The organism is Rhizobium phaseoli (assembly GCF_003985125.1).
GTDB lineage: Bacteria > Pseudomonadota > Alphaproteobacteria > Rhizobiales > Rhizobiaceae > Rhizobium > Rhizobium phaseoli.
The window spans coordinates 43,777-61,085 of the sequence record NZ_ML133568.1; the positions used below are offsets into that span (position 1 = coordinate 43,777).

The 17,309-nt window shown below is 62.6% G+C and carries 16 protein-coding genes; 9 read left to right on the forward strand and 7 right to left on the reverse strand.

All coding sequences use genetic code 11. The features are described 5' to 3' along the window. Positions 1 to 140: 140 nt before the first annotated feature. Positions 141 to 2,237 (reverse strand): bifunctional rhamnulose-1-phosphate aldolase/short-chain dehydrogenase, encoded by a 2,097-nt coding sequence (locus EFD56_RS08115; RefSeq protein WP_126905046.1) that lies wholly within the window; start codon positions 2,235 to 2,237, stop codon positions 141 to 143. 198 nt (positions 2,238 to 2,435) lie between these two features. On the opposite strand from EFD56_RS08115, the gene EFD56_RS08120 reads away from it, so the two are divergent. From EFD56_RS08120 to EFD56_RS08160, 9 genes are all read left to right on the forward strand, one after another. Further along, positions 2,436 to 3,248: a DeoR/GlpR family DNA-binding transcription regulator gene (locus EFD56_RS08120; protein WP_004678031.1), complete on the forward strand. Its 813-nt coding sequence runs from the start codon at positions 2,436 to 2,438 to the stop codon at positions 3,246 to 3,248. Positions 3,249 to 3,294: 46 nt separating this feature from the next. Next, positions 3,295 to 4,290 carry a rhamnose ABC transporter substrate-binding protein gene (gene rhaS, locus EFD56_RS08125; protein ID WP_011428143.1) on the forward strand — a complete coding sequence of 332 codons (996 nt, stop codon included), beginning with the start codon at positions 3,295 to 3,297 and terminating at the stop codon, positions 4,288 to 4,290. A gap of 72 nt (positions 4,291 to 4,362) precedes the next feature. Next, the gene (locus tag EFD56_RS08130) at positions 4,363 to 5,898 is read left to right on the forward strand and encodes a sugar ABC transporter ATP-binding protein (RefSeq protein ID WP_085744082.1); all 1,536 of its coding nucleotides are present in this window, start codon (positions 4,363 to 4,365) and stop codon (positions 5,896 to 5,898) included. Positions 5,899 to 5,907: 9 nt separating this feature from the next. Continuing rightward, positions 5,908 to 6,909, forward strand: coding sequence for an ABC transporter permease (locus EFD56_RS08135; RefSeq protein ID WP_126905047.1), 1,002 nt, complete (start codon positions 5,908 to 5,910; stop codon positions 6,907 to 6,909). After that, a complete protein-coding gene (locus EFD56_RS08140) occupies positions 6,906 to 7,913 on the forward strand; it encodes an ABC transporter permease (RefSeq protein WP_037144578.1) in 1,008 nt (335 codons plus the stop codon). The genes EFD56_RS08135 and EFD56_RS08140 overlap by 4 nt, the downstream gene beginning before the upstream one ends. Continuing rightward, positions 7,910 to 8,230 (forward strand): L-rhamnose mutarotase, encoded by a 321-nt coding sequence (gene rhaM / locus EFD56_RS08145; protein ID WP_010005179.1) that lies wholly within the window; start codon positions 7,910 to 7,912, stop codon positions 8,228 to 8,230. Before EFD56_RS08140 ends, rhaM begins: the two co-directional genes overlap by 4 nt. Next, entirely contained in the window at positions 8,227 to 9,603 is a 1,377-nt protein-coding gene (locus tag EFD56_RS08150; RefSeq protein ID WP_085744079.1) for an FGGY-family carbohydrate kinase, read from the forward strand. Before rhaM ends, EFD56_RS08150 begins: the two co-directional genes overlap by 4 nt. A gap of 91 nt (positions 9,604 to 9,694) precedes the next feature. Continuing rightward, positions 9,695 to 10,456, forward strand: coding sequence for a fumarylacetoacetate hydrolase family protein (locus EFD56_RS08155; protein WP_004678046.1), 762 nt, complete (start codon positions 9,695 to 9,697; stop codon positions 10,454 to 10,456). Between the two features lie 129 nt (positions 10,457 to 10,585). Continuing rightward, on the forward strand, positions 10,586 to 11,365 hold the full coding sequence (locus tag EFD56_RS08160; RefSeq protein ID WP_064819888.1) for an ABC transporter ATP-binding protein: 780 nt from the start codon (positions 10,586 to 10,588) through the stop codon (positions 11,363 to 11,365). A gap of 11 nt (positions 11,366 to 11,376) precedes the next feature. Here the strand turns inward: EFD56_RS08160 and mmsB are convergent, their stop codons facing one another. From mmsB to EFD56_RS08190, 6 genes are all read right to left on the reverse strand, one after another. Then, positions 11,377 to 12,258, reverse strand: coding sequence for a 3-hydroxyisobutyrate dehydrogenase (mmsB, locus tag EFD56_RS08165; protein WP_064836968.1), 882 nt, complete (start codon positions 12,256 to 12,258; stop codon positions 11,377 to 11,379). Positions 12,259 to 12,267: 9 nt separating this feature from the next. Then, positions 12,268 to 13,863 (reverse strand): GMC family oxidoreductase, encoded by a 1,596-nt coding sequence (locus EFD56_RS08170; protein WP_064819886.1) that lies wholly within the window; start codon positions 13,861 to 13,863, stop codon positions 12,268 to 12,270. 77 nt (positions 13,864 to 13,940) lie between these two features. Continuing rightward, the gene (locus EFD56_RS08175; protein WP_016736672.1) at positions 13,941 to 14,930 is read right to left on the reverse strand and encodes a branched-chain amino acid ABC transporter permease; all 990 of its coding nucleotides are present in this window, start codon (positions 14,928 to 14,930) and stop codon (positions 13,941 to 13,943) included. 1 nt (position 14,931) lies between these two features. Next, positions 14,932 to 15,819, reverse strand: a complete 888-nt coding sequence (locus EFD56_RS08180) for a branched-chain amino acid ABC transporter permease (RefSeq protein ID WP_004678056.1) — start codon at positions 15,817 to 15,819, stop codon at positions 14,932 to 14,934. A gap of 4 nt (positions 15,820 to 15,823) precedes the next feature. After that, positions 15,824 to 16,525, reverse strand: coding sequence for an ABC transporter ATP-binding protein (locus EFD56_RS08185; RefSeq protein ID WP_064819884.1), 702 nt, complete (start codon positions 16,523 to 16,525; stop codon positions 15,824 to 15,826). Beyond that, complete coding sequence (locus EFD56_RS08190; RefSeq protein WP_085744078.1) at positions 16,525 to 17,307, reverse strand: ABC transporter ATP-binding protein; 783 nt, start codon at positions 17,305 to 17,307, stop codon at positions 16,525 to 16,527. The genes EFD56_RS08185 and EFD56_RS08190 overlap by 1 nt, the downstream gene beginning before the upstream one ends. Positions 17,308 to 17,309 lie beyond the last annotated feature (2 nt).

Below are 17,309 nucleotides of genomic sequence, written 5' to 3' on the forward strand. Positions count from 1 at the left end.
CTCCCCGCTCAGACGGGGAGAAGGGATATGCAGCGCCGTCTCCGTCCCACTCCAACTTTTCGCTGGGCAAGTCCCCTCTCCCCGTCATGACGGGGAGAGGGTTAGGGTGAGGGACAGACGCATCCGCCGCCGATCAGATATTACCGCGTAAAACTCTGCACGTTGCCGGCATCGACGTTGATGATGTTGCCGGTCGATTTTGCCGAAAGGTCCGAGGCGAGGAAATAGATCGCCTCGGCGATATCCTCCGGAAACACGTTGAGTTTCAGCATCGACCGCTTGCGGTAATGTTCCTCGAGATCATCCACTTCGATCTTCGAGGAGGCGGCGCGCTGTTCGCGCCATTCCCCGCTCCAGATCTTCGAACCGCGCAGCACGGCATCCGGATTGACCGTGTTGACGCGAATGCCGGCATCCGCACCTTCGAGCGCCAGGCAGCGGGCAAGATGGATTTCGGCGGCCTTTGCCGTGCAATAGGCCGACGCATTCGGCGAAGCCGCAAGGCCGTTCTTCGAGGCGACGAAGACGATGTTGCCGCCGAGCGCCTGGCGGCGGAACAGACGGAATGCTTCGCGCGACACCAGGAAATAACCGGTCGCCAGAATATCGATATTGCGGTTCCAGGTCGCAAGCTCGGTTGCTTCGATCGGCGCGGACGAGGCAATGCCGGCATTCGAAACGAGGATGTCGACGCCGCCGAATTCGACTGAGGCTTCCGCGAAGGAGGCGATCACCGCATCTTCCTTGGTGACGTCGAGCCGGAGGCTGCGCACCGCATCGGCGCCATATTTCTTGACGAAATCGGCTTCAGTCGATTCGAGCGCCGCCTGGTCGATATCGGCAAGCACGACGCAGGCGCCCTCGCCGACGAGGCGCGCGGCCGTCGCCCGGCCGATGCCACCGGCGCCGCCGGTGACGAAGGCCACCCGGCCGGCGAGGCTCTTCGGCCTCGGCATACGCTGGAGCTTCGCCTCTTCGAGCAGCCAGTATTCGATATCGAAGGCTTCCTGCTCGGGAAGGCCCTGATATTCCGAGACGGTCGAAGCGCCACGCATGACGTTGATGGCGTTGACGTAGAATTCGCTGGCGATGCGTGATGTCGCCTTGTCGCGGGCAAAGGACAGCATGCCGACGCCGGGAACGAGGAAGATGACGGGGTTGGCGTCGCGCATGGCGGGCGAATTGTCATGCTTGCAATCGTTGTAATAGCGGGCGTAGTCGGCGCGGTAATCTTCCAGCGCCTTGTCGAGGCCGGCGACGATCGCATCGACATCCGGCTTGGCGGGATCGAAATCGACGATCAGCGGCCGGATCTTGGTGCGCAGGAAATGGTCCGGGCAGCTGGTGCCGAGCGCGCCGAGCGGGCGCAAATCCCTGGAATTGACGAATTCGAGCACGGCCTCCTGATCGTCGAAATGCCCGAGCTTGCGCTCCTCTCTGCCGATGCGGCCGCGAATCTCCGGCATCAGCCGGGCGGCGATGGCGCGGCGCTCGGCAACCGGCAGGCTCTGCGTGACCGCGCCGCCGAAAATCGTCTTGCCTTCGGTCTTTTCGGCGAACCAGACGATCGCCTTGTTGATGATTTCGAGCGTCAGTTCGTAGCAGGCCTTCGCATCATTCGCCCAGGTGAAGAGGCCATGGCTTTCGAGCACGACACCCTTGGCATTCGGGTTCGCCTTGACGAAAGCTTCGAGATCGAGGCCGAGCTGGAAGCCCGGGCGGCGCCACGGAAGCCAGCCGATCTCCTCGCCGAAGATCTGCCGAGTGAACTCTTTGGAATTCTTCGACGCGGCAATGGCGATGATGGCGTCGGGATGCATATGATCGACATGGGTGAAAGGCACGAACCCATGCAGCGGCGTGTCGATCGAGGCGGCGCGGCCGTTGAGATTGAAGGTGCAGTGCGGCAGGAAGCCGACCATGCGGTCTTCGTCTTCGACACCTTTATAGATGGATTTCAGCGATTCCAGCTTGTCCTGGTAGAGTGTGGCGAAACCGTCGAGCCTGATGGTGCCGACGTCGCCGCCGGAACCCTTGACCCAGAGGACTTTGACCTTGCCGCCATCAAGCGGATCGGTTTCCATCACCTTCGCCGAGGTGTTGCCGCCGCCGTAGTTGGTGATGCGCTTGTCGGCGCCGAGCAGATTGGAGCGATAGAGCAGCTTGCCGGGCTCGTCGAGGCCCGCCGCGTAACCATCATCCCACCGGTTTTCCAGAAGCCGGACGTTCGCCGCCATATCATCCTCCCATATAAGGCTTGTCGGGCGCCGCGATCAGCGCGCCCTTTCGCTCACGGTATCGCGCATCAAAAGTGCGCTTGTCAATCGAAAACGATCAAAATCGATTATGCTGCATCGCAATATGAAAATTTATGATCGTTTGTGATTGACAGCGTTTAACGGATACGAAATAAATATGACAAGAGGAGGAGCCCAATGCACGAACGCGAACGCCATCGCATCATTTTAAGCGCCGTTCAGGAAAAGTCCGTCGTCACGATCCAGGACATTTCCGAGCTGACGGAAGCTTCCGAAGCGACAATCCGGCGCGATATTGCGGCTCTACACGTGCAGGGCAAGATCCGCCGTGTCCGCGGCGGCGCGGAGGCAGTGCATCCGCCGCAGCTCGGCAATCTTGCCGGCCGGCCTTTCCGGGTTTCAGAATCAGTCAACATCGATAAAAAGCGCGCAATTGCACGCGCCGCCGTCGATCTCTGCGAAGCCGGCGACGCCATCATCATCAATGGCGGCACGACGACCTTCCAGATGGTTCACTATATGGCCGGCCACCGCATGCAGGTCATGACCAACTCTTTTGCCATCGCCGAACATCTGGTGAAGCATTCCAAAAACACGGTGACGGTGCCGGGCGGCGCGATCTATCGCGAGCAGAGCCTGATCCTGTCGCCTTTCGACAATGACGCGATCCGCAATTTTTACGCGCGGCGCATGTTCATCGGCGCGCAGGGCGTCGGCCCGCTCGGCATCATGGAGGCGGATGCCCTCATCATCCAGAGCGAGCAGAAGCTGATGCACCAGGCTGACGAGCTCGTCGTCATGGTTGATTCAAGCAAATTCAATCGCCGGTCGAGCCTCATTCTCTGCCCGCTCGACCGCGTTTCTGTGGTCATCACCGATGACGGAATTTCGGAAGAGGCGGCCCGCATGGTCGAGAATGCCGGCATCCGGCTCGTTGTCGCAAGCCCGGTCGCCCAGCTTGTGAAGGAGGATTCCTCGTCGGTCGCATGAGGCGCCGCCGAGGTGTGGAAGTCTAATCTTTAAGGGAGGAAAGTACATGAAACTCGCAAAGACACTTGCGCTCGGCGTCGCACTCGCCGTCGCGATGATGGCCGGCACCGCCAGCGCCAAGGACATCAAGATCGGCCTCGTCGTCAAGTCGCTCGGCAACGGCTTCTTCGACGCCGCCAACAAGGGTGCCCAGGAAGCCGCCAAGGAACTCGGCGGCGTCGAGGTCATCTACACCGGTCCGACGTCGACGACGGCCGAAGGCCAGATCGAAGTCATCAACTCGCTGATCGCCCAGGGCGTCGACGCCATTGCCGTTTCGGCCAACGATCCGGACGCGCTCGTCCCGGCGCTGAAGAAGGCAACTCAGCGCGGCATCAAGGTGATCTCCTGGGATTCCGGCGTCGCACCGGAAGGTCGTATCCTGCAGCTCAACCCGTCGTCCAACGAGCTGATCGGCAAAATGTGCCTGACGCTCGCCAAGGATCATCTCGAAGGCGGCAAGGGCGACTTCGCCATCCTGTCGGCAACGACCACCTCGACCAACCAGAACATCTGGATCGACCAGATGAAGAAGCAGCTCAAGGATTTCCCGGGCCTCAACCTCGTTACCACGGTTTACGGCGACGACCTCTCGGACAAGTCCTATCGTGAAGCCGAAGGCCTCTTGAAGTCGAACCCGAACGTCAAGGTCATCGTCGCTCCGACGACCGTCGGCGTTCTCGCCGCCTCCAAGGTCGTCGAAGACAAGGGCCTTGTCGGCAAGGTCTACGTCACCGGCCTCGGCCTGCCGTCCGAAATGGCCGGCGCGATCAAGTCGGGCGCGACGAAGGAATTCGCCATCTGGAACCCGATCGACCTCGGCTACTCCGCCACCCAGATCGCCTATCGCCTCGTCAAGGGCGAGACCGATGGCAAGCCGGGCAGCGAGATCAATGCCGGCCGCATGGGCAAGATCAAGGTCGGCGACAACGGCGAAGCCGCCATGGCCGATCCCTTCGTCTACAATGCTTCGAACATCGACCAGTTCTCCAAGGTCTTCTGATCCGGAGCGACGTTTAAAAGCCCGGCGGCCGACGGTCGCCGGGATTTCCCATTCGACACTGGTAGAAATCTGATGAACGCCGCCTTTCAACAACCCGTCACGGACAGCAAAACCGGCGACGCGCCCGCCATTCTGGAAATGCGCGGCATCTCCCAGATCTTTCCTGGTGTGAAGGCGCTCGACAATGTCAGCATCGCGCTTCATCCCGGCACGGTGACGGCGCTGATCGGCGAAAACGGCGCCGGCAAATCGACGCTCGTCAAGATCCTGACCGGCATCTATAGGCCGAACGAAGGCGAGATCCTGGTCGACGGCCACCCGGTGATATTTGCCAGCGCCCAAGCCGCGATCGATGCCGGCGTTACCGCCATCCATCAGGAAACCGTGCTTTTCGACGAGCTGACGGTGGCAGAAAACATCTTCCTCGGCCACGCGCCGCGCACGCGCCTACGCACCATCGACTGGCAGACGATGAACAGCCGGTCGAAGACGCTCTTGACGGCGCTCGAAAGCAATATCGACCCGACCATCCGGCTCAAAGACCTCTCGATCGCGCAGCGTCACCTGGTGGCGATCGCGCGCGCTTTGTCGATCGAGGCCCGCATCGTCATCATGGACGAGCCGACCGCCGCCCTTTCCCGCAAGGAAATCGACGATCTCTTCCGCATCGTCCGGGGCCTGAAGGAACAGGGCAAGGCGATCCTCTTCATCAGCCACAAGTTCGACGAACTCTACGAAATCGCCGACGATTTTGTCGTCTTCCGCGACGGCCGCGCCGTCGGCCAGGGGAGCCTCAAGGAAACGCCGCAGGACGAGATCGTCCGGATGATGGTCGGCCGTGACGTCGAGAACGTCTTTCCGAAGATCGATGTCGCCATCGGCGGCCCCGTGCTCGAGGTCGAAAAATACTGCCATCGCACCGAATTTCGTGATGTTTCCCTGACCCTGCGCCGGGGCGAAATTCTCGGTATCTACGGCCTGATCGGTGCCGGCCGATCGGAACTTGCTCAATCGCTCTTCGGCATCACCAAGCCGCTGTCGGGCAGGCTGACGCTTGAAGGCCGGGAAATTTCGATCACTTCACCGCATGACGCCATCAAGGCCGGGATCGTCTACGTGCCGGAGGAGCGCGGCCGCCACGGCCTGGCGCTGCCGATGCCGATCTATCAGAACATGACGCTGCCGTCGCTGGCGCGCACCTCGCGCAAGGGCTTTCTCAAGGCGGCGGAAGAATTCGCACTTGCCCGCAAATATGCCGAGCGGCTGGATTTGCGCGCCGCAGCCCTCTCCGTGCCGGTCGGCACCCTGTCGGGCGGCAACCAGCAGAAGGTCGTCATCGGCAAGTGGCTCGCCACCATGCCCAAGGTCATCATACTCGACGAGCCGACGAAGGGCATCGACATCGGCTCGAAGGCCGCCGTGCATGGCTTCATCAGCGAACTCGCCGCGGAAGGCCTTTCGATCATCATGATCTCTTCCGAACTGCCCGAAATCATCGGCATGTCGGACCGCGTGCTTGTCATGAAGGAAGGCCTGTCGGCCGGGCTATTCGAGCGCGATCAGCTTTCGCCGGAAGCGCTGGTGCGCGCGGCAACCGGAAATGCATGAGGTGACGGCATGGCCAAACTGATCAAAAAACGCGAAACTCTGCTCTTTGCCATCATCGTCGTGATGATCGTCGTCTTCTCGACGCGGGCCGCCGATTTCGCCACACCGGATAATCTCGCCGGCATCTTCAACGACACCGCGATCCTGATCATCCTGGCGCTTGCCCAGATGACTGTTATTCTGACGAAATCGATCGATCTTTCGGTTGCCGCCAACCTTGCCTTTACCGGCATGGTAATCGCGATGATGAACGCCGCCTTTCCCGGCCTGCCGTTGATCGTGCTGATTCTTGCCGCGGTCGCGATCGGCGCAGCCCTCGGCACCATCAACGGCTTCCTCGTCTGGCGCCTGGAAATCCCGCCGATCGTCGTCACCCTCGGCACCCTCACCATCTATCGCGGCATGGCTTTCGTGCTTTCGGGCGGCGCCTGGGTCAACGCACACCAGATGACGCCGACCTTCCTCGCCGTTCCCCGCACGCCGATCCTCGGCCTGCCGGTGCTGAGTTGGGTTGCGATCATCATCGTCGCGCTGATGTACATGCTGCTGCGCTATAGCCAGTTTGGTCGCTCGGCCTATGCAACCGGCGGCAATCCGACCGCCGCCGTCTATGCCGGCATCGATACCGGCCGGACGAAGTTCCTTGCTTTCGTGCTGTCGGGCGCTCTCGCCGGTCTTTCCAGCTATCTCTGGGTGTCGCGTTATGCCGTCGCCTATGTCGATATTGCCAACGGTTTCGAGCTCGACAGCGTCGCGGCCTGCGTCATCGGCGGCATTTCGATTGCCGGCGGCGTCGGCTCGGTCGCCGGCACCGTGCTCGGCGCACTGTTCCTCGGCGTCATCAAGAATGCGCTGCCGGTCATCGGCATCTCGCCCTTCACGCAGATGGCGATCTCCGGAACCGTCATCATTCTCGCCGTCGCCTTCAATGCCCGGCGCGAGCGCAACCGCGGCCGCATCATCCTGCGTGACCGCGCCGCAGCCGAGATCAAAGCGGAGGCCGCAGCATGAGCACCGTGTCCACACCCGAAAAGCGGGTCATCCCCGATCGTCTTGGCACGCCGCTGCGCCGCATCGTCGCGAGCTGGGAAGTGCTGCTCTTTGGTGTCGCCGTCCTGATCTTCATCTTCAATTCCCTGGCATCGCCCTATTTCCTCGATGCCTGGAACCTCTCGGACGCCACTTTCAACTTCACCGAAAAGGCGATGATCGCCTTTGCCATGGCGCTGCTCGTCATTTCGGGTGAGATCGACCTCTCGGTCGCCGCGATCATCGCGCTCGCTTCGACAGCAATGGGAGCGGCAGCCCAAGCCGGCATCGGCACGCCGGGTCTGGTGCTGATCGGCATCGGCACCGGGCTTGCCTGCGGCGTCTTCAACGGCGTGCTCGTCTCGGTGCTGAAACTGCCGTCGATTGTCGTCACCATCGGCACGATGAGCCTGTTCCGCGGCATTTCCTATATCGTGCTCGGCGACCAGGCCTATGGTAAATATCCCGCCGATTTCGCCTATTTCGGCCAGGGGTATGTCGTCTGGGTGTTCTCCTTCGAATTCGTGCTGTTCATCGTGCTGGCGATCGCCTTCGCCGTGCTGCTGCATGCGACGAATTTCGGCCGGCAGGTCTATGCAATCGGCAATAACGATTTTGCCGCTCGTTTCTCCGGCATACCGGTCGAGCGCGTCAAATTCATTCTCTTCCTGCTGACCGGCATCATGAGCGGCATTGCGGCCGTCTGCCTGACCTCGCGCCTCGGCTCGACCCGGCCGTCGATCGCCCAGGGATGGGAACTCGAGGTCGTCACCATGGTCGTGCTCGGCGGCATCTCGATCCTCGGCGGCTCCGGCACGATTGGCGGCGTTGTCATCGCCGCCTTCGTCATGGGCCTCGTCACCTTCGGCCTCGGCCTGTTGAACGTGCCCGGCATCGTCATGTCGATCTTCATCGGCCTTCTCCTCATCATCACCATCGCCATCCCGATCATCGCCCGCCGCATCAAGATCATGAGCTCCCGATGACATCAGAAAAACACGCCTTCAAGATGCAGCTCAATCCCGGCATGGAAGCCGAATACCGCAAGCGGCACGACGAAATCTGGCCTGAGCTGGTCGATCTCCTGCACCAGTCCGGCGCCAGCGACTATTCCATCCATCTCGACCGCGAGACCAACACGCTGTTCGGCGTGCTGACGCGGCCGAAGGACCACACGATGGCAAGCCTGCCGGGACATCCCGTCATGAAGAAATGGTGGGCGCACATGGCCGATATCATGGCAACGAACCCGGACAATTCGCCCGTCCAGAGCGACCTCGTCACTCTCTTTCATATGCCATGACCGCTCCCTATCGTCGCATCGCCGTTCTCGACATCGGCAAGACCAATGCCAAGGTCGTCGTGCTCGACGCTGGGACAGGCGCCGAAATCGCCGTTCTGAAACGGCCGAATATTACGATCAAGACCGGCCCCTACCCGCATTACGACATAGAGGCGCTCTGGTCCTTCGCGCTCGATGCGCTGAAACGCCTTGCGCAGGCGCCTGGTTTCGACGCCATTTCGATCACCACCCACGGCGCCGCAGCCGCACTGCTCGATCGGGACGGCACGCTTGCCATGCCCGTGATCGACTACGAACACGAATATCCGCAAGAAATCCGCGATGCCTATACGGACTTGCGCCCCTCCTTCGACGAAACCTTCTCGCCGCGCCTCGCAATGGGCCTCAATGTCGGCGCGCAGCTGCATTACCAAAAGAGCGCCTTTCCCGCGGCATTCGCCGAGGTGGCGACCATCCTCACCTATGCGCAATATTGGACAGCGCGGCTCACGGGTGTTGCCGCCAACGAGTTGACCTCGCTCGGCTGCCATACCGACCTCTGGAACCCCCGGGCGGGCGGCTATTCCTCGCTGGTTGACAGACTCGGCATCCGGGCGCTGATGGCGCCGATCCGCTCCGCCTTCGATGCGCTCGGGCCTGTTCTGCCTGATATCACCGCGGAGCTCGGCCTTGCCGCGCCCGTCCCGGTCTATTGCGGCATTCACGATTCCAATGCCTCGCTGCTGCCGCATCTCGTCCATCGCGAGGCCCCCTTCGCCGTCGTCTCCACCGGCACTTGGGTGATCAATTTCGGCGTCGGCGGCGATCTCGATCATCTCGATGCCCAACGCGACGCGCTCGCCAATGTCGACGCCTACGGCCGGGCCGTCCCTTCCTCGCGTTTCATGGGCGGGCGGGAATTCGAGATCCTTTCGGCCGAGATCGGCCCTGTCAATGAAAAAGCTGCCCAGGCGGCGATCGGGCCGGTCATCGACAAAGGTATGATGCTGCTGCCCAATATCGCCCCCGGTTCCGGCCCTTTCCCGGGAAAGACCAGCCGCTGGATCGGTGCCGAAGAGGCAAGCCGCGGGGAACGCCATGCCGCTGCCTGCCTCTATCTCGCTTTGATGACCCATGCCTGCCTCGGACTGATCGGCGCCAAAGGTCCCATCATCGTCGAAGGACCTTTCGCCCTGAACGAAACCTATCTGAAGCTGCTTGCCGCCGTTGCCGGCCGCGAGGTCACGGCCCTTCCCGGCACGACCGGCACAAGCCAGGGGGCGGCCCTTCTGACCGGCATCCGGCCGGTATCAGGCGCCGAGACGCACGTTCCCCCGGCCGAGATCGCGGGGCTCGGCGCTTATCGCGATCGCTGGCACGCGGCGATAGAATAAGAGCTTTCCCCCAAGAACGGCCGAAGACCCACTTGTTCATTGCTGCTCTGCCGTTAGTGTGCCACCTCGAAAATCAGCTCGAGGAGACAGCATGACAGAGGCATTCGATCCGCGCGCGCTCGCAGCCCGGCTTCACAATTTGCGCCAGGCCGGAAGACAGGAGGAAACCGGCACTTTCCCGCTGCCGGCCGATCTGCATCAGGCGATGGAGGCGCAGAATTTCCTGACTGCGGCCGACGGCATTTCCAGCAATGCCTGGAAGGTGACGGTTTCGCCGCAGGGTCAGGCGGTCACCGGTCCGCTGCATCCCTATGCCGAGGCCGTCTCGGGTGCTGATATTCCCTGGCATCCGGGCATGAAATTCGAGACCGAGATCGCCGTGCGTCTCGGCAAGGATCTGCCGGTCCGCACCGGCACTCCCTATAACCGCGCCGACGTGGTCGAGGCGATCTCCGCTGCCTATCTTGGCGCCGAGCTGCTGGTCAGTGCGGTCAGGGAAAGCGGCAGCGTCTCCTTCCTGCTGTTTACGTCAGACCGCCTCGGCAATAGCGGCTATGTGCTCGGCCCAGAGCTCGACAAAAGCGTGGTCGATACCGCCGGCGGCACGCCGCTCAAGGCCACCCATGCCGGCCGCACGATCTATGATGCTCCGGCCCAGCATCCGAAGGGCGACGTTCTCACCTGGCTTGTCGATTATGCCAATGACGGCTTGCGGCCCGAGACATCGCTGAAGGCCGGCGCGCTCATCACCACAGGCACGTTGAGCGGCGCGGTCGTCCTGACCGAACCCGGCGAGATCGACATCCTGTTCGGCGATGCCAGACTGAGCTTCTCGGTGTCAAAGGATGATTGAACGCTGGCCTACGCCGGCCGATTTCAACCCTATGCCGAAGCGTAAGTTGACAATTCCGGTTTAGTTTTGCAGGGAAAGGGAGGGCTCACCCTCCCGAGCCCGTTCGCAGCGCCGAACCTGGAGCAGACCATGTCTTCGCCTTTCCTTGCCCTGTCGGCAATCGAATACGCCCTGGGGCCAAAATCCATCCTGCATGGTATCGACCTGACGCTGGAGCAGGGCCGCATCTACGGTCTGGTGGGGCCGAACGGCTCAGGCAAGAGCACGCTCTTGAAGATCATCGCTCGCCAGGCCGCGCCGAAATCCGGCGCCATCGCCTTCGACGGCCGGGCGGCCGGTGATTGGGGTGCCCGCGAATTTGCCCGGCACGTCGCTTACATGCCGCAATTCACGCCGGCGACCGACGGGATGACCGTGCGCGAACTCGTGTCGCTCGGTCGTTTTCCCTGGCACGGCACGCTCGGCCGCTTCAAAGCAACCGATCGCAACATGGTCGAGGAAGCGATCGCCCGCACCGAGCTCGAGGATTTTGCCGATCGTCTCGTCGCCAACATGTCCGGCGGCGAGCGTCAGCGCGCCTGGATCGCCATGATGCTCGCCCAGAACGCCCGCTGCCTGCTGCTCGACGAACCGACATCAGCACTCGACCTCGCCCATCAGGCAAGTGTCCTCTCGCTGGTCAAGGAACTCAGCCACGAACGCGGGCTGACCGTCGTCATCGTGCTGCACGATATCAACCTCGCCGCGCGCTACTGCGACGCAATCATCGCGCTCAACCGCGGCCGGATCACGGCCGAAGGCACGCCCGCTGAGATCATGCAGGCCGACAAGCTGCAGTCGATTTTCGGCGTCGGCATGGGCGTCTTTCCCCATCCGGTGCGAAACGAGCCGGTCAGCTATCTCTTATAGGTTCTCGGCGTTTACGTCTTTTCCCGGAACATCTCGATAATGGCGGAGAAATCCCTGCCGCCATTGCCCTGTTTCTCGAACAGCGCGTAGAGCTGCGCCGCCTCGGCACCCATCGGCGTGGAGGCGCCGCTGGCCAGAGCCGCCTCCTGCGAGAGCTTCAGATCCTTCAGCATCAGCGCTGCGGCGAAACCCGGTTTGTAGCCGTTATTGGCGGGTGAGGTCGGCACCGGGCCCGGTACCGGGCAATAGGTATTGATCGACCAGCACTGGCCCGATGAGGTCGAGGCGACGTCGAACAGCGCCTGATGCGAAAGGCCGAGCTTTTCGGCAAGCACGAAGGCTTCGCAGACGCCGACCATCGAGATGCCGAGGATCATGTTGTTGCAGATCTTCGCCGCCTGGCCGGCCCCCGCCTCGCCGCAATGGACGATCTTCTTGCCCATCGCCTCGAGGATCGGCTTGCCCTTGAGGAAGGCCTCATCCGAGCCGCCGGCCATGAAGGTCAGCGTGCCGGCGCTCGCCCCGCCGGTGCCGCCGGAGACGGGTGCGTCGAGCGACAGGCAGCCTGCGGCCTTGGCCATTTCATGCGCCTTGCGGCTGCTCTCGACATCGATGGTGGAGCAATCGATGACCAGCGTGTCCTGCGCCGTCGACTGCAGGATGTCCGTCCAGGCCGTCAGCACATGCCTGCCCTGCGGCAGCATTGATATGACGATCTCCGCGTCCTTGACGGTCTGGCTGACATGGCTTGCGGGCTTGACGCCGCTCGCCTCCGCCGCCTTCAGCACCGAAGCCGCGAGATCGAAACCGAGGACCTCGTGACCCGCCTTGACGAGATTGGCCGCCATCGGCCCGCCCATGTTGCCAAGCCCGATGAATGCGATCCTTGCCATGGTCTTCTCCTATCGATTGTCTTCGAGGATCATCGCCGCCGCCTTTTCGGCGATCATGATCGTCGGCGAATTGGTGTTGCCCGAGGTGATCGACGGCATCACCGAAGCGTCGGCGATCCTCAGCTTGCCGAGCGCCCTGAATTTCAGCCGGGGATCGACGACGCTCTCCCTGTCGGCGCCCATGCGGCAGGTGCCAACGGGATGGAAGATCGTCGTGCCGATATCGCCCGCCGCCCGCTCCAGATCGGCCTCGGTCTGATAGCTGGGGCCGGGCTTGAACTCTTCCGGCCGGAACCTCGCAAAGGACGGCTGCGCGACGATCTTGCGTGTCAACCGTATCGAACGGACAGCTATGTCACGATCGCGCTGCGTCGAGAGGTACTTTGGGCTGATCGTCGGCTGCGCGGCAAAATCGGGGCTCGACAGATGCACCGAGCCGCGGCTTTCCGGCCTCAGATTGCACACGCTCGCGGTGATCGCCGGGAAGGGATGGACGGGGTCGCCGAATTTTTCGAGCGAGACCGGCTGCACGTGATACTGCAAATCCGGTGTCTCGCGGTCCGGACCCGAGCGGGTAAAGATGCCGAGCTGGCTCGGCGCCATCGCCATTGGCCCGGAGCGGCGGACGAGATATTCAAGCCCGATCGCCGCCTTGCCGATCAGTTTCGTCGCCTTCTCGTTCAGCGTCGGAACGCCGGTCACCTTATAGGCCAGACGCAGTTGCAGATGGTCCTGCAGGTTCTCGCCGACACCCTTGGCCTCGGTGATGACATCGATGCCCGCCCGCTGCAGCACCTCACCCCTGCCGATGCCCGAGAGTTCCAGGATATGCGGCGAGCCGATCGAACCGGCCGAAAGGATGGTTTCTCTGCCCGCATAGGCGCGTTTCGCCACGCCCTGGTGCTGGAATTCGACGCCAGTGACGGCCCCCTCCTCCACCAGCAGCCGCCGGACCTGCGCCTTGGTCAGCACGGTCAGGTTGGCGCGCTTGCGCGCCGGGCGCAGGAAGGCCTTCGAGGTGTTCCAGCGAATGCCGGAACGCTGGTTGACGTCGAAATAGCCGGAACCCTCATTGCTGCCGCGATTGAAATCCACCGTCTCGGGAATGCCGGCTTCTCTCGCCGCCTGCTGGAAAGCGTCGAGCACGGCCCAGCGCACCCGCGCCTTTTCGATGCGCCATTCGCCGCCGGCGCCATGCATCTCGTCTTCGCCGCGATAAAAATCCTCGGACTTGCGGAAGAAGGGCAGGACGTCGTCCCAGCCCCAGCCGGCACAGCCCATCTGCCGCCAGAGATCGTAATCGCGCGCCTGGCCGCGCATATAGATCATGCCGTTGATCGACGAGCAGCCGCCGAGCACCTTGCCGCGGGGATAGCTCAGCGCCCTGCCGTTCAGTCCGGCCTCCGGCGCCGTGGTGAAACACCAGTCGGTGCGCGGATTGTTGATGCAATAGAGATAACCGACAGGGATATGAATCCAATGGTAATTGTCGCTGCCGCCGGCTTCGAGCAGCAGCACCCGGCTCCTGCCGTCGGCGGATAGACGATTGGCGAGTACGCAGCCGGCGCTGCCTGCCCCGATGATGATGTAGTCGTAACGATCCATGTGCGCCCTGCACGAAAATCCAGATGCTTGGCCACCCGCCTCTTCCCGCGCTGCGGGAAGAGGGAGACGGCCGCCCATTAGCGGCGATAGACGAAGCCCAGCTTCCGCCCCAGCCGCGAAGCGTAGAATTCGCCGATGATGCCGCGGCGGAAGATCAGCACGCAAACCATGAAGACGATGCCGGTGATGATCGTCACCGGGAATTCCGAGGTGGCGAGGTAGTTTTCCAGCGCCACCACCAGCCCGGCGCCGAAGAGCGGACCGATCAGCGTGCCGATGCCGCCGAGCAGCGTCATCAGGATCACCTCGCCCGACATCTGCCAGGCGACGTCGGTCAGCGTCGCGAACTGAAAGACAATCGATTTGACCGCGCCGGCGAGCCCCGCAAGTGCTGCCGACATGACGAAAGCGCCGAGCTTGTAGCGTGCGACGGAATATCCGAGCGAGATTGCCCGCTGCTCGTTCTCGCGGATCGATTTGAGGATCATGCCGAAAGGCGAATTGATGAAGCGCCAGATGATCAAGATACCGACGAGGAAAACGGCCAGCACGAAATAATACATGTTGGTCGAGTTGTTCAGGTCGATGAAACCGAAGAGATGGCCGCGCGGCACCGACTGGATGCCGTCCTCTCCCTCGGTAAACTCAGCCTGCAGGCAGAAGAAAAAGAACATCTGCGACAGCGCGAGCGTGATCATCGCAAAATAGATGCCCTGGCGGCGGATGGCGAAGAAGCCCATGACGAGGCCTAAAAAGGCCGCCCCAGCCACGCCGATCAGGATGCCGAGTTCCGGCGGCAGGCCCCATGATTTCACCGTATAGGCGGTGAAATAGGCCGCACCGCCGAAGAAGGTGGCGTGTCCGAAGGACAAGAGGCCGGTATAGCCGAGCAGCAGATTGAAGGCGCAGGCAAAAAGCGCGAAGCAGAGCAGCTTCATCAGGAAGATCGGATAGAAGAAGAAGGGCGCGAGCAGCAGCAGCAGCAGGCCTGCGAGCAGGAAGCCGGCCTGGACCGAGAGGGCGGTTCGACTCTTTTCCGTGCGGATGGTGTCGGTGATGTCAGCCATGTCAAGCATCCCGGCCGAAGAGGCCCGCGGGCCTGATGAGAAGCACGATCGCCATGATGACGAAGATCACGATGTTGGAGGCCTCGGGATAGAAGACCTTGGTCAGGCCCTCGGCGATGCCGAGCACATAGCCGGTGATGATCGCACCCATGATCGATCCCATGCCGCCGACCACGACGACGGCAAAGACGACGATGATCATGTTCGAGCCCATCAGCGGCGAGACCTGGTAGATCGGCGCCGCCAGCACGCCGGCAAAGGCGGCGAGACCCGCGCCGAGCGCGTAGGTCAGCGTCAGCAGCACCGGCACGTTGACGCCGAAGACCTGCACCAGCACGGCATTTTCGGTGGCGGCCCTGAGATAGGCGCCGAGCTTGGTCTTTTCGATCAGCAGCCATGTGCCGAGGCAGATGACGAGCGAGACGACCACGACCCAGCCGCGATAGATCGGCAGGAACATGAAGCCGAGGTTCGCCCCGCCGGCAAGGGCCGCCGGCGTCGCATAAGGCTGGCCGGACGAGCCGTAGAGGTAGCGGAAGGTGCCTTCGACCGCGAGCGCCAGCCCGAAGGTGAAGAGCAGGCCGTAAAGCGGATCGAGATCGTAGAGCCGGCGCAGGAACAGCCGCTCGATGATCGCCCCGGCAAAGCCGACGATGACGGGCGCCAGGATCAGCGACGGCCAGTAGCCGATGCCGGCATAGGTCAGCAGCAGATAGGCGACGAAGGCGCCGAGCATATATTGCGCGCCATGGGCAAAGTTGATCACCCGGAGCAGGCCGAAGATGATGGCGAGGCCGAGGCTGAGCAGCGCATAGAACGAGCCGTTGATCAGACCGATCAACAGCTGGCCGAGCAGCGCCTGCAGGGGAATGCCGAAGATCATCGTCATCTGGTCATACTCCCAGAACCTTGTGCAGCGTATCCATGCGCTGCGGCAGTTCGCCGACCGGGAATTCCGACACCATCTGCCCATGATCCATCAGATAGAAGCGGTCGGCAATACGGCTGGCGAAGCGAAAGTTCTGCTCGACGAGCAGGATCGTCATGCCGCGTCCTTTCAGTGTCTGCAGCACCTCGCCGATGCGCTGGACGATGACGGGGGCGAGCCCCTCGGTCGGTTCGTCGAGAATGAGCAGCCGCACACCGGTGCGCAGGATCCGGGCGATCGCCAGCATCTGCTGCTCGCCGCCTGAGAGTTTGGTGCCGGGGCTGGTGCGGCGCTCGTAGAGATTGGGGAAGAGTTCGTAGATCTCGTCGAGCGTCATGCCGCCCTTCGCTACGACAGGCGGCAGCAGCAGGTTTTCCGACACGGTCAGCGTCGAGAATATGCCGCGCTCCTCCGGCACGAAGCCGATGCCGCGATGCGCCGTCTTGTGCAGCGGCACCTGCATCATGTCGCTGCCGGCAAAGCTGATCCTGCCCTTGCGGGTCCGCACGATGCCGGTGATGGTGCGCAGCGTCGTCGTCTTGCCGACGCCGTTGCGGCCGAGAATGGTGATCGTCTCGCCTTCGGCCACCCGCATGTCGACGCCGTGCAGGATATGGCTTTCGCCATACCAGGCGTTCAGTCCCTGGACTTCGAGGAGATCGGCCATCAATGCTCCTCCGTACCCATATAGGCGACGCGCACCCGCTCGTCCTGGCTGACCCTGGCATAATCGCCCTCGGCAAGAATCTCGCCGCGCTGCAGCACCGTCACCTGCTGGCAGATATTGGCGACGACGGAGAGATTGTGCTCGACCATCAGCACCGCCCGGTCGCGGGCGACATCACGGATGATCGCCGAGACGACGCCGACATCCTCCAGCCCCATGCCGGCCATCGGCTCGTCGAGCAGCAATACTTTCGGATCGAGCGCCAGCGTCGTGGCGATTTCCAGCACGCGCTTGCGGCCATAGGAAAGGTCGGCGGCGATATGATCGCGCTCCTTGGACAGCCCGACGCTGGCAAGCAGCTGCTCGGCGCGCTCGTTCAGCCGGTCGAGCGCCGAAAGCCGCCGCCAGAACTGGGTGGAAAGATTGTTCGGCCGCTGCAGCGCCACCCGCACATTGTCGAGAACGGAGAGATGCGGGAAGACCGCCGAGATCTGGAAGGAGCGCACCAGCCCCATGCGCGCCACCTTGTCGGGCGGCGTGTGGGTGATGTCGGTGCCCATCAGGATGATCGTGCCCGCCGTCGGCTGCAGGAACTTCGTCAGCAGGTTGAAGACCGTCGTCTTGCCGGCGCCGTTCGGGCCGATCAGCGCATGCACGCTGGCGTCATGGACGTCGAGATCGACGTTCTTGACGGCCGTGAAGCCGCCGAAATCGCGGCGCAGGCCGCGGGCGGAGAGCACCACCCGCGGCTTTTCCTGCGTTTCAATCGCGGAAACCGCCATTG

Bases quoted from the DNA above. Each gene is read 5' to 3' on its own strand.
- EFD56_RS08115 (WP_126905046.1), bottom strand. From the start codon at position 2,237: ATGGCGGCGAACGTCCGGCTTCTGGAAAACCGGTGGGATGATGGTTAC.
- EFD56_RS08120 (WP_004678031.1), top strand. From the start codon at position 2,436: ATGCACGAACGCGAACGCCATCGCATCATTTTAAGCGCCGTTCAGGAA.
- rhaS (WP_011428143.1), top strand. From the start codon at position 3,295: ATGAAACTCGCAAAGACACTTGCGCTCGGCGTCGCACTCGCCGTCGCG.
- EFD56_RS08130 (WP_085744082.1), top strand. From the start codon at position 4,363: ATGAACGCCGCCTTTCAACAACCCGTCACGGACAGCAAAACCGGCGAC.
- EFD56_RS08135 (WP_126905047.1), top strand. From the start codon at position 5,908: ATGGCCAAACTGATCAAAAAACGCGAAACTCTGCTCTTTGCCATCATC.
- EFD56_RS08140 (WP_037144578.1), top strand. From the start codon at position 6,906: ATGAGCACCGTGTCCACACCCGAAAAGCGGGTCATCCCCGATCGTCTT.
- rhaM (WP_010005179.1), top strand. From the start codon at position 7,910: ATGACATCAGAAAAACACGCCTTCAAGATGCAGCTCAATCCCGGCATG.
- EFD56_RS08150 (WP_085744079.1), top strand. From the start codon at position 8,227: ATGACCGCTCCCTATCGTCGCATCGCCGTTCTCGACATCGGCAAGACC.
- EFD56_RS08155 (WP_004678046.1), top strand. From the start codon at position 9,695: ATGACAGAGGCATTCGATCCGCGCGCGCTCGCAGCCCGGCTTCACAAT.
- EFD56_RS08160 (WP_064819888.1), top strand. From the start codon at position 10,586: ATGTCTTCGCCTTTCCTTGCCCTGTCGGCAATCGAATACGCCCTGGGG.
- mmsB (WP_064836968.1), bottom strand. From the start codon at position 12,258: ATGGCAAGGATCGCATTCATCGGGCTTGGCAACATGGGCGGGCCGATG.
- EFD56_RS08170 (WP_064819886.1), bottom strand. From the start codon at position 13,863: ATGGATCGTTACGACTACATCATCATCGGGGCAGGCAGCGCCGGCTGC.
- EFD56_RS08175 (WP_016736672.1), bottom strand. From the start codon at position 14,930: ATGGCTGACATCACCGACACCATCCGCACGGAAAAGAGTCGAACCGCC.
- EFD56_RS08180 (WP_004678056.1), bottom strand. From the start codon at position 15,819: ATGACGATGATCTTCGGCATTCCCCTGCAGGCGCTGCTCGGCCAGCTG.
- EFD56_RS08185 (WP_064819884.1), bottom strand. From the start codon at position 16,525: ATGGCCGATCTCCTCGAAGTCCAGGGACTGAACGCCTGGTATGGCGAA.
- EFD56_RS08190 (WP_085744078.1), bottom strand. From the start codon at position 17,307: ATGGCGGTTTCCGCGATTGAAACGCAGGAAAAGCCGCGGGTGGTGCTC.